Origin of the sequence: Streptomyces sp. CY-1 (assembly GCF_047218265.1) — a bacterium.
Taxonomy (GTDB): Bacteria; Actinomycetota; Actinomycetes; order Streptomycetales; family Streptomycetaceae; genus Streptomyces; species Streptomyces niphimycinicus.
Genome location: NZ_CP178393.1, coordinates 1,511,396 through 1,527,698 on the forward strand (window position 1 = coordinate 1,511,396; position 16,303 = coordinate 1,527,698).

The following is a 16,303-nucleotide window of genomic DNA, read 5'->3' on the forward strand; positions in this document are numbered from 1 at the left end:
CGCGCCCCACCGGAATGGGTTACTGAATCCGTCCGATTCCGGTGGGCTGCCCATCCTTTCCGGTGGAGTGGAAGACGCCTTGCCAGATCGGAGCCGTCATGCCCTGTCGCCCGCATGGACTCATCCTCGTCACCGATCCAGGTGAGAACTGCATCGCCGTCGTCGATCCCGAGTCCCGCAGGCTCGTCCCGACGCTCAGCGCACCGATCCCGCTCCCGGCGCGGCGCATGCCCGACCGGCTGGTGGTGCACACCGCGCTCGACGGTCTCGACGCGCTGGCCGCCTTCCACCGCGGCACCCCGCTGGACAGCCTCCCCGGCGCCCCGGACGGGCCGGACGTCACCGGGGTGGGGCCGGGTGAGTGGCCCGGTATCGAAGTCGCCCGTCCGCTGGGCACATTCGAGCTGTTCAACCAGTTCTCCGGGATCTTCCCCGACCAGGGCCCCTACAGCGGCGGGACCTTGGTGACCATCATCGGCAGCCACTTCTCGGGCGCCACGGCCGTGTTCTTCGGGCCCCGCCGGGCGGCGAGCTTCTCCGTCCTCGACGACCAGACCATCATCGCGGTGAGCCCCTCGGGGACCGGAGCGGTCCCGGTCAAGGTCACCACTCCGGGCGGTACGGCCCCCATCGGCTGCTTCTACTACGTCGCCTGGCCCACCCTGACCGGGCTCCTGCCCATCGCCGGTCCGATCGGCGGCGGCAATATCGTCGAGCTCACCGGCGTCAATCTGAGCACCGCGCGGCTGGTGCTCTTCGGCACCGCCATCGCCTCCCCCACGGCCGTCTCCGACCAGCACCTGCTCGTGACCGCTCCCCCGGCCTCGGGGCCCGGCACGGTCTCGCTGTACGTCATCTCCGTGGGCGGAGTGAGCAACCGGCTGCTCTACACCTACGCACCCGTGCCGGTCGTCACCGATGTCAGCCCGTCCACCGGGTCGGTCGCGGGCGGCGAGACCATCGTCCTGACGGGCACCGGGCTCACCTTTGTCACCGGCGTCACCATCGGCGGAGTGCCCGCGGCGTCCTTCGAGTCGTACTCCGACACCCTGCTCGCCGTGGTGACGCCTCCGGGCGTCCCCGGCCCCGCCGACATCACCGTCACCACCGCCGGGGGCAGTGTGACGGTGCCGGGCGGCTTCACCTACACGGCGTCGACCACGACGGCGGTCACCTCCGCGCCCGATCCCTCCGTCGTCGGCCAGCCGGTGACCTTCACCACCGCGGTGACGGCCGTGCCGCCCACGGCGGGCACCCCCACCGGCACCGTCACCGTCGACTTCGGCGACGGCACCCCGAGTGTGAACGTCTCCCTCACCGATGGCACGGCCACGGTCAGCCATGTCTACACCGCACCGTCGGTCACCCCGTACGCCGTCACCGCCCAGTACGGCGGCGATCCGTACTTCACGGCCTCCGCCGGGGCGGACACCCAGACCGTCCAGTCGGCGGCGACCACCACCACGGTGGTCGCCACCCCCGATCCCTCCGTGCCCGGACAGTCCGTCACCTTCGTGGCCCAGGTGGCCCCCGCGCCGCCGGGGGCCGGTGCGCCGACCGGCACGGTGACATTCGACTTCGGCGACGGCACCCCGACCGTCACCCTGCCGCTGGCGAACGGGACCGCGACGGTGGCCCACACCTACACCGACGTCGCCGGGAGCCCGTACGCGGTCAGCGCCACCTATAACGGCGACACCAACTTCACCTCCTCCGTGGGAACGGACGGCCAGACCGTCGTGCAGGGCGGCACGGCCACCTCCGTGACCTCCGCGCCCGCCCCCTCGACGGTGGGCCGGCCGGTCACCGTCACCACCACGGTCACGGCGATCTCCCCGGGAGCGGGAACACCCACGGGCACCGTCACCCTCGACTTCGGCGACGGCACCCCGCCCGTCGCCGCGCCCCTCACCGGCGGCACCGCGACCGCCACCCACACCTACACCGGCGCCACCGGCAGCCCGTACAGCATCACCGCCGCCTACAGCGGCGACAGCAACTTCTCGGCCTCCACGGGGACCAACCTCCAGTCGGTGGGGCAGTCCTCGACCACGACCGCCGTGGCCTCCACCCCCGACCCTTCGGCGACCGGCGAGCCGGTCACCGTCACCACCACGGTCACGGCGGTCTCCCCGGGGGCCGGAACACCCACCGGCACCGTCACCCTCGACTTCGGCGACGGCACCCCGCCCGTCACCACGCCCCTCACCGGCGGCACCGCGACCGCCACCCACACCTACACCTCCGCCGCGGGCAGTCCGTACCCCATCAGCGCCACCTACAGCGGTGACGCGGACTTCCGGACGTCTCTCGGCACCGACTCGCAGACCGTCCAGCCGGCCGCCACCGCGACGGCCGTGACCACCACACCCGACCCCTCGGCGGTGGGCGATCCGGTGACCTTCACCGCCACGGTCACGGCCGTTCCGCCCGGCGCGGGCGCCCCCACCGGCACGGTCACCTTCGACCCCGGGGACGGCACCCCGCCCATCACCGCGACCCTCAGCGGCGACACGGCGACCGCCACCTACGCCTACACCGACACCGCCGGCAGCCCGTACACGGTCACCGCCACCTACAACGGCGACACGAACTTCACCTCCTCCAGCGGCACCGACACCCAGACCGTCGAACCGGCCGCCACCGACACCGCCGTCGCCTCGGTGCCCGACCCCTCCACCGTGGGCCAGGCCACCACGTTCATCGCGAAGATCACCCCCGGGACTCCGGCGGCCGGTTCGCTCACGGGCACCGTGACCTTCGAGTTCAGCGACAACACCCCGCCCGTCACGGCGCCCGTCACCGGCGGCACGGCCACGGTCGTCCACACCAACCCGGAGACCGCGACCCCGTACACGGTCACGGCCACCTACAGCGGCGACACGAACTTCCAGCCGTCCTCGGCAGCGGACACCCAGCAGGTCGTCCAGGCCGTGTCGACCACGGTGGTGACCGACTCGCCGTCCCCCTCGGTGACCGGCGAGCCGGTGACCTTCACCGCCACCGTCTCGGCCGCCCCACCCGCCTCCGGCACCCCGACCGGCACGGTCACCTTCGACTTCGGCGACGGCACCGCGCCCGTCGCCCTCCCGCTCACCGGCGGTACGGCCACCACCGATCACGCCTACACCACCGCGGCCGGCAGCCCGTACACGTTCACCGTCGGCTATGACGGCGACGCCAACTTCGTGCCATCCGTCGGCACCGGCCTCCACACCGTCGACCCGGCCGCGACCAGCACCACGATCACCGCCACGCCCGACCCGACCGTCACGGGCGAGCTGGTCACGGTCACCGTGGCCCCCACCGGGCCCGGCGCGGGCACCCCGACCGGGCCGGTCACCATCGACTTCGGCGACGGCACCCCGCCGGTCACCGCCGAGTTGGTGGCGGGCTCCGCGTCGGTCGTCCACGCCTACACCAGCACGGCCGGCAGCCCCTACGCCATCTCGGCCGAGTACGGCGGCGACACCGACTTCGCCCCGTCCGAGAACACCATCGAGCACGCCGTCGCACCGGCCGCGACCACCACCGTCGTGAGCTCGTCGCCGAGTCCGTCGGCGGTGGGCCAGAGCGTGACGCTGATCGCGCGGGTGGCTCCGGTGCCGCCGGGCGCGGGCGCGCCGACCGGCACCATCACCTTCGACTTCGGCGACGGCAGCGGGCCCGCCACCGCGACGATCGCGGGCGGTGTGGCCACGACCTCACACTCCTTCACCTCCACCGCGGGCAGCCCGTACACGGTCACCGCCACCTACGGCGGGGACGACAACTTCGCCACCTCCACCGGCGCCACCGCCCACCAGGTGGCGATGAGCGTCTCCGCCACCTCGACCACGGTGAGCTCCAGCCCGGACCCGTCCATCGCGGGCCAGTCGGTGACGGTCTCCGCGACGGTCGCGGTCCTGCCGCCCGCCGCGGGCACCGCCACCGGGACGGTGACATTCCACTTCGGCGACGGCAGTCCGGCCGTCACCGTCCCGCTCACCGGCGACACGGCGACGACCAGCCATGTCTACACCTCCACCGCGGGCAGCCCCTACACGATCACCGCCACCTACAGCGGCGACGACGACTTCACCGGGTCGACCGGGCTCGACACCCAGGCGGTCACCCCGTCCTCGTCGTCCACGGCGCTGAGTTCCGCTCCGGATACGTCCGTTACGGGCCAGCCGGTCACCTTCACCGCGAACGTCACCCCGGGGCAGGCGGGTGCGGGTACCCCGACCGGCACGGTGACCTTCGACTTCGGCGACGGCAGCGCGCCGGTCAGGGCGCCGTTGACCAACGGGACGACAACCGCCGTCCACGCCTACTCCACCACCGCGGGCAGCCCGTACGACGTCACCGCCACCTACAGCGGGGACGCGAGCTTCACCGGATCCACGGACACCGGCACCCAGACCGTGAACCCGGCGGCCACCTCCACCACCGTCTTCTCCTCACCGGACCCGTCCCAGTCGGGCCAGCAGGTGACGGTCACCGCCAATGTCACGGTGCTCGCCCCGGGGTCGGGCACACCCGGCGGCGCGGTCACCTTCGACTTCGGCGACGGCACACCGACGGTCACCGCCACCAGCGTGGCCGGAGTGGCGACGGTCACCCATGCCTACACGGGGACCTCCGGCAGCCCGTACACCATCACCGCCACCTACGGCGACGACGGCGACCTCGCCTCCTCCACCGGCACCGACGTCCACACCGTGCATCCGGCCTCGACCGCCACCACGGTGACCGCCGATCCCGATCCGTCATTGGTGGGCGAGCAGCTCTCGGTCACGGCGACGGTCGCACCGCTTGCGCCGGGGGCCGGGGTGCCGACCGGCACGGTCACCTTCGACTTCGGCGACGGCACGGCACCGGTCACCCTGCCGCTGGCCGGAGGCGCCGCCATCCTCGCGCACGCCTACGCGAGCAGCCTCGGCAGCCCGTACACCATCACCACCACGTACAACGGCGGCGCCGACTTCAGGTCCTCGGTGAACACCGAGCCCCAGACGGTCCTGCCGGCCGCGACGACCACCACGATGAGCTCCACGCCGCAGCCGTCCGTCGTGGGCCGGCCGGTCACCTTCACGGCGACCGTGGCGCCGGTGGCACCGGGCGCGGGCTCGCCGACCGGGACGGTGACATTCGACTTCGGCGACGGCAGCGCCCCGGCGTCGGTCCCGGTCGTCGACGGCCTGGCGACGGCCGTGTACGCCTATACGAGTGCGGCGGGCAGTCCGTACCCCGTCACCGCCACCTACGGTGGCGATCCGAACTTCACGGCCTCCGCCGACACCGTCGCCCACTCCGTCGGCCGGGCCCCGACCTCTATGGCGGTGACCTCGACACCGGATCCGTCGGTGGCGGGCCAGCCGGTGACCGTCACCGCGACCCTCTCGGTGCTCGCCCCGGGGGCCGGAACCCCCACCGGCACCATCACCTTCGACTTCGGCGACGGCACACCGGTCGTCACCGCACCGGTCACGGCCGGGGTGGCATCGGCCACGCACGCCTGGACCGACACCTCGGGCAGCCCGTACACCGTCACGGCCACCTACAGCAGCGACGGCGACTTCACCGCGTCCAGCGGCACCATCACCCACACGGTCGCCCCGGCCGACACCCACACCGATGTGGTGTCCTCGCCCGATCCATCGGTGACGGGCCAGCCGGTGACCATCACCGCGACCGTCTCCACCCTCGCCCCGGGGGCCGGAACCCCCATCGGCACCGTCATCGTCGACCCCGGCGACGGCACGGCCCCCGTCACCGCCTCCCTGACCGGGGGCGTGGCGACCGTCACCCACGCCTACACCGACGCCTCGGGCAGCCCGTACACCATCACGGCCACCTACAGCGGCGACGCCGACTTCACCGCCTCCAGCGACACCGCCACCCAGACCGTCGGCCTCGCCTCGACCACCACCACCGTCAGCGATCTGCCGGAGCCCTCGTTCACGGGCCAGCCGGTGACGTTCCGGACGAGGGTGGTGCCGGTCGCCCCGGGGGCGGGCTCGCCCACGGGCACGGTGACCTATGACTTCGGCGACGGAACCGCGCCGGTCGACATCCCGGTGACGGACGGTGTGGCGACCGCCGTGCACACCTACGCGACCGCGGCGGGCAGCCCGTACACGGTCACCGCCGCCTACGGCGGGGACGACCACTTCATCGGCTCCGTGGACACCGAAACGCACTTCGTCGAGCGGGCGTCGTCGAGTACGACGGTCGACTCGTCACCGAATCCGTCCGTCACGGGCCAGCCGGTGACCGTCACCGCGACCGTATCGGCCATCGCCCCGGGGGCCGGAACCCCCACCGGCACCGTCACCTTCGACTTCGGCGACGGCACACCGACCGTCACCGCGCAGGTCACCGGTGGGACGGCCACCGTCACCCATGGCTATCCGACCGCTCTCAACAGTCCGTACACCATCACGGCCGCCTACAGCGGCGACGCCGACTTCGCCCCGTCCAGCGGCACCGCCACCCAGAGCGTCGCCCCGGCCGCGACCGGCACCACGGTGACCTCGTCCCCCGACCCGTCGGTGCCGGGCCGGCAGGTGACCATCGGCGCCACCGTCGCACCGGCCGCGCCCGGAAGCGGAGTCCCCACCGGCAGCGTCATCTTCGACCCCGGCGACGGCACCCCGCCGGTCACCGCGCCGCTCACCGCGGGGTCGGCGAGCATCACCCACATCTACACCGGCACCTCCGGAAGCCCCTACACCATCACGGCCGCCTACAGCGGCGACACGAACTTCACCGCCTCCACCGGCACGGACACCCAGACGGTCGGTCAGGCGGCCACCGCCACCGCCGTGGGCACCTCTCCGGATCCGTCCGTGGCGGGTGAGATGGTCACCCTCACCGCCCGGGTCTCGGCCGTGGCTCCGGGGGCGGGCTCCCCCACCGGCACCGTCGCCTTCGACTTCGGCGACGGCACACCGACCGTCACCGCACCGGTCACCGGCGGCGTGGCGAGCACCACCCACGCCTACGCCACCTCGGTCGGCAGCCCCTTCACGGTCACCGCGGCCTACGGCGGAGACCCCGATTTCGCCCCGTCCACCGCCACCGGGACGCATACGGTGCTGGTGAGCGCCGCCACCACATCGACCACCGTGACCTCCTCGCCGGACCCCTCGGTGACGGGCCTGCCGGTGACCTTCACCGCGACCGTGGCACCGACCCCGCCCGGCGGCGGGGTGCCCACCGGCACGGTCACCTTCGACTTCGGCGACGGCACGGCGCCGGCCACGGCGAGGCTGTCCGCGGGCGTGGCGACCGTCGTCCACGCCTACTCGACCGCGGCGGGCAGCCCGTACACGGTCACCGCCGGCTACAGCGGGGACGTCAACTTCAGCAGCTCCGCGGGCACGGACACCCAGACGGTCACCCCGGCGACGACGACCACGACGGTGGCCTCGGCACCGGATCCCTCCGTGGTCGGCCAGCCGGTGGCCCTCACGGCGGCCGTGGCTCCCGTCGCCCCGGGCGCGGGGGTGCCCACCGGCACCGTCATCTTCGACTTCGGCGACGGCTCTCCGGCCGCGTCGGCGTCGCTTGCCGGCGGGGTGGCCACGATCAACCACGCCTATGCGAGCACCGGCGGCTTCACGGTGACCGCGGCCTACGCCGGTGACATCAGCTACACCTCGTCCAGCGGCACCGACACCCAGACCGTGAACCAGGCGGCCACCGCCACGACGCTGGTCTCCTCGCCGAACCCCACGGTCAGCGGGCAGCCCGTCACCCTCACGGCGACGGTGGTGCCGATCGCCCCGGGGGCGGGGGTGCCGACCGGGACGGTCACCTTCTCCTTCGGCGACGGCACCCCGACCGTCACCACGCCCCTGTCCGGTGGCCTCGCGTCCGTCAGCCACTCCTTCACGGGTGCCGCCGGCGGCCCGTACACGGTCACGGCCACCTACAACGGGGACGCCGGCTTCACCGCGTCCACCGGCACCAATGTCCAGACGGTCAACAGGGCGGCCACCACGACGGTGGTGACCTCCTCCCCCGATCCCAGCGTCACCGGGCAGACCGTCACCCTCACCGCGACGGTCTCCCCGCTCGCCCCCGGCAGCGGGACGCCCACCGGCACCGTCACCTTCATCCCCGGCGACGGCACCCCGGCCATCATCGCGACCCTGTCCGGTGGCACGGCCACCGCCACTCACGCCTACACCAGCGCCGCCGGCAGCCCCTTCGCCGTCAGCGCCACCTACAGCGGGGACACCAACTACACCGCGTCCACCGGCGCCGACACCCAGACGGTGGGCCGGGCGGCGACCACCACGACCGTCACCTCCTCGCCCGACCCCACCGTCGCCGGCCAGACCGTGACCCTCTCCGCCACCGTCGCCGCGGTCGGGCCCGGCTCCGGAACCCCGACCGGCACCGTCACCTTCACCTACGGCGACGGCACACCGGCCGCCACGGTGCCGGTCGCCCAGGGCGTGGCCACCGTGACCCATGTCTACGCGGGGACCTCGGGCAGCCCCTACGCCGTCACCGCCACCTACAACGGGGACGCGGGCTATACGACGTCCACCGGCAGCGACACCCAGACGGTCAACCGGGCGGCCACCTCGACGACGGTCGCCTCCTCGCCCGACCCCAGTGTCACGGGCCAGAGCGTGACGCTCACCGCCACGGTGGCGTCCCTTCTGCCCGGCGCCGGAATCCCGACCGGGACGGTCACCTTCGACTTCGGCGACGGCACCCCGACCGTCACCGCGCCCCTGTCCGGTGGCACGGCCACCACACCCCATGCCTACACCACCCGGACCGGCAGCCCCTTCACGGTGACCGCCACCTACAACGGGGACGCCAACTACACGCCGTCCACCGGCACCGACACCCAGACCGTGGGCCGGGCGGCCACCACCACGGCCGTGGTCTCCGCCCCGGACCCCTCGGCGATCGGGCAGTCGGTGACCCTCACCGCCACCGTGGCATCGGTCTCCCCGGGCGCCGGCGCCCCGACCGGCACCGTCACCTTCTCCTTCGGCGACGGTACGAGCAACGCCACCGCGCCCCTCTCCGGCGGCGTCGCGACCCTCACCCACACCTACACCACCAAGACCGGCAGCCCCTTCCCCATCACGGCCACCTACAACGGGGACACCAACTTCAGCGCGTCCAGCGGCACCGACACCCAGACCATCAGCGCCAAGACCGCGACCACCACCACGGTGACTTCGTCCCCGGACCCCTCGGTGGTGGGTCAGCCGGTGACCATCAGGGCGACGGTCTCGTCCCCGACCGGTACCCCGGTCGGGGCGGTCACCTTCTCCTTCGGAGACGGCACCAACACCGCCGTGGGAATCCTGGCCGGCGGTATCGCGACCGTCATCCACACCTACACGACCACCACCGGGAGCCCGTTCACCATCACGGCCACCTACAACGGGACCGAGAACTTCGCCACCTCCAGCGGCACCGACACCCAGACCGTCAACAAGGCGGCCACCAGGGCGTCCGTGGTCTCCTCCCCGAACCCCTCTTTGGTGAGCGATCCGGTGACGGTCACCGCGACCGTGTCCCCCGTCGCCCCCGGCGCGGGGACGCCCACCGGAACGGTCACGATCGCCCTCACCGGGCGCAGCCCGCTGACCGTGCCGCTCGTGGCCGGCACGGCCACCGCGACGTTCAACCCGCTGCCGAAGGGGACGTATACCGTCACCGCCAACTACAACGGCGACGTCAACTTCGCGACCTCCTCGGGGACCACCACACAGACGGTGCTCACCGGTCAGGGGTAGCCCGCCGGGCTCACGGCCCTTCCGCCGCCCCGTCGGACGCCTCCGCGTCCGCCTCGGGGCGGCGGTACATCCGTGTCGCGGTGATCTGGCCGTGCACCTGCTGCTCCTCCTCCGGCTCCCGGACCGGCAGGCCCGGCCGCAGATGCTCCTCGACGCTGATGTACTTCAGCCCGGCCCGCAGATCCGCGTCATTGCGCAACCGGATCACCAGCGGGAACTCGGCCAGCGCCGTGGTGTCGAACAGCCCCGTCGTATAGAGGAGCTGGACCCCGAGCGCGTCCGCGACCGCCCGCTGAAGCTCCAGCAGATAGGTGGCGTTGGCCCGGCCGATGGGGTTGTCGAGGAAGAGGGTGCCCGCGTGGCGGTGCTTGTCCCGGCCCCGGTCGTTGCTGCGCAGGGCCGCCATCGTGCAGTACAGCGCGATGGCGGCGGTCAGCAACTGGCCGCCGGAGAACACATCGCCCATCTGTCCCACCGGCACCCGCTCGGCCCGCAGCACCGCGTCCGGTTTGAGGATCTCGACGGCCACCCCGCGCGGCTGGAGCGCGGCCTGGACCCCGCGCAGCAGCAGCGACATGCCGTCCCGCCGCAGATCGGAGTTCTTCCGGACGGCGGAGCGGGTGGCCTCGTCGATGACCTCGCCGAGCCGCTCGGCGAGCGTGGCCTGGTCGGGGTCCTCGAAGCGGATCCGCAGGAACTCCTGCCCCGACCACTCGCCGAGCCCCTCCGGGAGCCGGGAGAGCCGCTGCGCCGAGCGCAGGGTGGCCAGGCAGGACTCGACCAGGCCGCGCAGCCGGTCCACGATGGAGTCGCGGTTGCGCTCCAGTTGCTCCAGCTCGTCGGTGAGCACGCGCAGCCGGGGCGCGAACGCGTCGGCCCAGGCGGCGGCGTGCTCGGGCAGCGCGGCCGCGGGCAGTTCGCGGATCTGCTGGCGGGCGGGGGTGCGCACCTGCTCGTAGCGGGTGGAGTTGGCGTGCCGTACGAGGACGTCGCTCGCCTCCCGCACCGAGGAGTCGGCCGCCGACAGGTCGGCGGCGCAGCCGCGCAGTGAGCGGCGGGTCTCGGCGGCGGCCTGCCGGGCCTCCGCGAGATCGCCGGCGTACGGCTCGGGCCGCTCGCCGTCGTCCTCCGCGCCGGGGCCATCCCGCAGCAGATCCCGCAGCAGGGCGGCGGTCTCGTCGAAGCCGCCCGCCGCGTCCTCGGCGGAGCGGTGGGCGCGCACCAGGTCGGCGTGGGCGGTACGGGCGGTGTCCAACGCGTCCGTACGGGCGGCCAGTTCGCCGTTGGCGGTGCGCAGCAGCTCCTTCGCCTGCTCGGCGTCGGCCGGGACGGTCTCCTGGGGCAGCTCGGTGTGGGCGTCGCCGTCGGCGGGGGCGAGCCGCTCGGCCTCGCCGCGCAGCCGACCGAGCTGCTCGCTCGCCGCCGACGCACGGCCCTCCAGCATCTGGACGAGTGATTCGGCGCGGGCGGCGGCGGCCTGCCGGGAGGGTCCGTCGGCGCCGTCGGTGCCCTCCAGGAGCTGGGCGGCGCGGGTGCGGACCTTGTTGGTGAGCCGGTCGAGGGAGGCGAGGGCGGCGCTCTCGTCGCTTTCGGCGCGGGCCTGTTCGGCGCGCAGATCGGCGCCGACGCCGACCTTCTCGTAGACCTGGGAGGCGGCGCGGTACGCCTCGCGGAGCGCGGGCAGCGAGGTGGTGGGTGGCTCGGTGTCCTCGCCGAGGTCGTCGGGGACGCCCGCGATCTCCGCGCGCTCGGCGCGCAGGGCGCGGGCGGTGCGGTGCGCGTCGTCGGCCGCGCGCTGGGCGGCGCGCCGGTCCTCGTCGGCGGAGCGGGCCCGGTCCACACAGCCCGCGGCGCGCTCCTCGTACTCTGCGGCCTCCTCGGCCAGCTCGCGCAGCCGGGTCTGCCAGGTGGCGCGCTCCCGCAGCCGGTACGCCAGACCGGCCAGCGCGTCCGCCACCCGGCGGGCCCGCTGCGCCGCCTCCTGGCGCTCGTCGCGGACGCGGGCGGCCTCGGTGGCGGCCTCGTCGGCCTCCGCCCGGGCCGAACGCGCCTCGACCAGCTCGCGCTGCGCGGCGTCGGCGGTCTCCCGGCCGGTCTCCGCCGCCGCCGCGAGCTCCGCGAGCCGCCCGGGCGGGCAGCCGGTGCGCCAGGAGGCGAGCCGCGCGGACAGCGCCCGGTCCCCGGCCAGCCGGGCGGCGAGCGCCCTGATCTCCTCGTCCCGCTCGGTGGCGCGGGCCCGCAGCTCGCGCCGCTCGTCGTCGGCGGCGCGCTCGTCGTGCATCGCCGGGTTCGGCGGCACGAGGAAGACCCCGCTGTCCTCGGTGCCGGGGGCGGGCGTCGGCGCGAGCAGCGCGGCGGACGTCCCGACGGCCACGGCGGACCGCGGCAGCAGCGACGCCTGCGCGAGCACCGCACGGGCGCGGGCGTGGGTGTCGGGGTCGGTGATGACGACACCGTCCACCAGCTCGGGGCGGGCCGCGAGCACGGCGGCGTGGTCGACCGGGTCAACGGCCTGGGCGAGGTAACGCCAGCCGGGGAGGGCGGGGATGCCGTGCTCACCGAGGTACTCGACGGCCGCCAGCACATCGGGGCTGGGCGGCAGCAGCCCCCCGTCACCGAGCGCGCCCAGGATCCGCGAGTCCTCGGCGGCGGCGGTCCGCAACTCGAAGAGCTGCCGCTCGGCGGTGGCCACGCTCTCCTCGAGAAGCTCCCGCAACGCCTCGGCGTTACGGTCCAACTCCTCGCCGGTCAGCGGCCCGTCACCGAGTGGCCGGGGGGCGGGGCGGGAACGGTCACCGCGGCCCCGGCCGGGTGCGTCACCGGGCTCGGGGGCCCAGCAATCGGAGTCGTCGGTGGGGTCGGTGTTGCTGTCGGTGTCGGTGTTGTAGGTGCCGGGCTCGGGTTCGGCGTGGATGCCGTCGGCGGTGCCGGTAGCAGCCTCCGACTCGGCCCGCCCGTCGTCGCCGTCCCCGACCCGAGCCGATACCTCCCCGGGCGGCCGGGAGTCGGCCGCCACGGTCCGGGCGCCGTCGCGCGGGCCGTCCGGGCACGGGCCGCCGTCGCCCAGCAGGGTGTCCTCGGCCTCGTCGATCCGCACCGTCACCCGCCCCGCGGCCCGCGACTCCGCCGCGAGCGGACGACGCCGATGGGCCTGCTCCGGCCCCGCCTCCGCGTCCTCGCCAAGGGCCATTCCCTGCGGAGCGGAAGGCGTCTCCTCCGTCTCACCCACCGCTCCGGCAGCCGCCCGCCAATCGCCAACGGAAGCGGGATCGCCCTCGATGGGCCCGGCAGGGCCCATCGCGCCCGCGGCGCCATCCGTCCACCGGGCCGCCGGGCCGGTCGCGGCCGAGCCTGGAGCGGCGGCCTCGTTCTCCGGGGGCGCGGTCAAGTCGCCGGTGGCGTACGCCGGGTCGGCGCCCGGCTCGCCGCCTCCCGTGCCCGGGAAGTGTTCGCGGGTGTCTGCGGGGGGCTCCTCGAAGGCGTAGGCGTGGTCGGGGGGTGCGGGCTCCGCGTCCAGGGGGATGGTGCGGGTGGAGGCGCGGAAGGCGGCCGGGAGTTGGGAGAGGCCGATGTCGTCCGCGTCCTCCTCGTCCACGCGGACCGTGATCCACCCGGCTCGGTCGGAGTCGGTCGGCAGTGCGCGGGTGCCCCGCCGGCCCAGGGCTCCCGCGTCCGGAATGCGCACCGTCACCCCGCCCGCCGCGCGCGCGTCCGCCGCCGACGGGCGGGCGGCGCCACCGCGCGGGGCGGGGACGGCGGCGGAGGGCTGAGGCAGGCCCAGCAGTTCGACCAGGCGCTGCTCCGCGCCCAGCGCCTCCGCGGCGCGCCGCTCCGCGTCGTACGCGGACTCCGCGGCCCGCGCCGCGTCCACCGCTCGGGCCGCGGCCAGGTCGGCGCGGGCCTCCTCGGCGGCGGCCGACTTCGCGTGGTCGGCGGTGCGCCGAGCGGTCTCGCGGGCCTCGTCGAAGGCGGCGACCGTGGTCTTCTCGGCGTCGCTCGCGGCGAGGGCGGCGCGGGCCGGGTCGGCGTCGGGGGCGGAGTCGTCGAGCCAGCCGGCGCGGACGGCCTCGGCGGTCTCCTGCTCGACCTCGGCGAGCCGCTGGCGCAGATGCTCGGCGTCACTGCGGGCGCGCTGGGCCGCCGTGGCGGCGGAGGTGGCGTCGCGGTGGGCGGCCTCGCCGGCCTCCTGGAGGGCGGCGGAGCGCTCCTCCTCCTCGCCCGCGACCCGCTCTCCGTCCGCCGCCGCCGCGTGCAGGGCGCGGACGAGGTCGCCGGCGGCCTTGGCGCGGGCGGCGAGCGCGGGGGCGGCGTCCCGCTCGGCCTCGCGGATGGCGGCGGCCACGCGCGCGGAGCGGTCGGCGGCGGCGCGGTGGCGCAGCACGGTCTCGGCGGCCTGCCAGGCGGAGTGCAGGGTGCGGGCGTCGTTGAGCTCGCGGCGCTGCGCCGCGGCGCCCTTCTCGGCGGCGGCGAGCGCCAAGGAGGCGTGGCGGTAGGCGAGTTCGGCGGCGACGAGGCCGCTGCGGCTGCGCGCCGACTCGGCGTCGGTGACGGCCTGGGCGGCGGAGCCGACCCGCTCGGCGAGTTCGGCGGCGCGCGCCCGCTCCTCCCCGCCGCGCGCGGACAGCCGCCGGGCGAGCGTACGGGTGCGGCGCTCGGCGCCCGCGTGCACACCGCGGGCCTGCTCACGCCGCTCCGCGGCCTCCGCGATGCGCTGGAGCAGATCGAGCGAACCGGCGGTGAAGTCGCGCTCGGCGGTCAGCTCGGCGCGGCGGCCCAGCTTGTGGGCGAAGCCGTGGACGAGGTCGGCGAGCCCGTCGGTGTCACGGGTGTCGGTGACGGCGCGCAGCAGGAGGTCGGTGAAGTCGGAGTCGTTCTTGACCGCGAAGAGCCCGGCGGCCTCGCCCTCGTCGGCGTTCATCTCCCGCTGGTAGCGGAAGAGTTCGGGGTCGAGACCGAGTTCGCCGAGGTGCTCGTTCCAGCGCTCGTGGATCTCCACCCAGACCACGTCGAGATGCGGATACGCCTTGCCGGCCTCCGTAAGGGCGTCACGGAAGCCCTTCATGGTGCGGCGGCGGCCACGTGCGGTGGAGGCGCCCTCGACGGCGGGCCGCACCGCCGCGGACTCGGCGACCGGCAGCGAGTCCAGGCTCATCCCGGGACCGGGCCGGAAGGAGTACCACGCCTCGGCGAACTTCCGCGGGTCGTTGGAGACCTGACGGCCGCGCCATTCGCTGACCTTGCCGACGACGACGGTCTCACCGGTGACGGTGTGCTGCCACTCCAGCGCGACATGCCCGCAGTCGTCGGCGAGCAGGAACTTGCGCAGCACACCGGAGCTGGCGCCGCCCAGGGTGTTGCGATGGCCGGGCAGCATCACCGAGAAGATCAGCTTGAGCAGGACGGACTTGCCGCCGCCGTTCTCCAGGAAGAGCACACCGGCGGGGGCGGGGCGGCGCGGCGGGCCGACCGGCTCCTCCTCGAAGAACTCCGCCTGGGTGGGCGCGGGGCTGGGCACCGGCTCGCCGACTCCGCGCAGGTCCAGCACGGTGTCGGCGTAACGCGCACCGGCCGGCCCGATGGAGTAGAGGCGGATCCGGGACAGCTCGTACATGGCGGCGGACTCTCGTTGTGGGAAGGGGCGGTGATACCGGGCGGGCGGGCGACGGGGCAGGGGCGGGGTTCAGGAGTGGAAGGGGAGACCGGCGTCGGCCACCAGATCGAGGTCGTCGCCCTCGTCGGGCGGCAGCAGGGTCGCGCTGCCGTCGCCGACGGGGACGACACCCAGCTCCAGCAGCTCGGCCATGGCGGCGGTGGCCGCCATGTCGCGCACCTGGAGCTGATAGCGGGCGGTGGTGCGGTAGGTGCCGCCGGACTCGTCCCCGGTGCGCTGGAGAAAGCCGGAGTCGACCAGGAAGGCGAGGGCCTTGCCGACGATGCCGGTGGTGGAACCGGCCAGCCTGCGCGCGTCCTTGGTGGCGCCGGTCGCGCTGCGCCGGGCGTACACCCGCCAGGCGGATTCCAGCCCGGGCGCGCCGGTGGCCGGGTCCGTGTTCTCCCCCTGCTCCTCGGCGCGCTCCTCCAGCCGACGGCACGCCTGGCGGACGAAGGCGTCCACACCGTTGACGGTGACCCGGCCGATATAGCCGTCGTCGGCGAGGTCCTCGGGGCGGGGGAACGCCAGGGCGGCGACGGCGAGATGGGCGAGGCCGTGCAGAAAGCGGTCGGCGGAGTCGGTGGCGGCCCGGCGGGCGTAGTCGCCCATGCGGACGGCGAAGACGGAGTCCTCGGCGGCGGTCACGGCCATTCCGGCACGCGTCGAGACCTCCAGCACGATGAGCCCGAGCCCGGCGGCGACGGCGTCGGCGAGGCGTGCGAACGCCGGTTCGTCGCGGTGGCGGCGCAGCAGCTCGGCGTATTCGACGTCCCGCGCGGGCAGCAGCTTGGGCTGGAGTCCGAAGGCCACCAGCCGGGCGGCGTCGGCCGCGTCGGCGGGGGTGATCCCGGGCGCCGCCGGGGCGGGTGCCGCGTCCGGCGGTGTCATGTCG

3 protein-coding genes are annotated in these 16,303 nt (G+C 74.6%); 1 reads left to right on the forward strand and 2 read right to left on the reverse strand.

Annotation, left to right across the window (positions count from 1 at the left end):
• Window positions 1-98 precede the first annotated feature (98 nt).
• Window positions 99-9,758, forward strand: a complete 9,660-nt coding sequence (locus tag ACK1X7_RS06275; RefSeq protein WP_413114747.1) for an Ig-like domain repeat protein — start codon at window positions 99-101, stop codon at window positions 9,756-9,758.
• Between the two features lie 10 nt (window positions 9,759-9,768).
• Here the strand turns inward: ACK1X7_RS06275 and ACK1X7_RS06280 are convergent, their stop codons facing one another.
• Window positions 9,769-15,369, reverse strand: a complete 5,601-nt coding sequence (locus tag ACK1X7_RS06280; protein WP_413114748.1) for a hypothetical protein — start codon at window positions 15,367-15,369, stop codon at window positions 9,769-9,771.
• 69 nt (window positions 15,370-15,438) lie between these two features.
• The gene (locus ACK1X7_RS06285) at window positions 15,439-16,299 is read right to left on the reverse strand and encodes a hypothetical protein (RefSeq protein ID WP_385158459.1); all 861 of its coding nucleotides are present in this window, start codon (window positions 16,297-16,299) and stop codon (window positions 15,439-15,441) included.
• Between the last annotated feature and the right edge of the window lie 4 nt (window positions 16,300-16,303).

Excerpts from the sequence above, each read along its gene's own strand:
- ACK1X7_RS06275 (WP_413114747.1), top strand. The coding sequence starts at position 99 with ATGCCCTGTCGCCCGCATGGACTCATCCTCGTCACCGATCCAGGTGAG.
- ACK1X7_RS06280 (WP_413114748.1), bottom strand. The coding sequence starts at position 15,369 with ATGTACGAGCTGTCCCGGATCCGCCTCTACTCCATCGGGCCGGCCGGT.
- ACK1X7_RS06285 (WP_385158459.1), bottom strand. The coding sequence starts at position 16,299 with ATGACACCGCCGGACGCGGCACCCGCCCCGGCGGCGCCCGGGATCACC.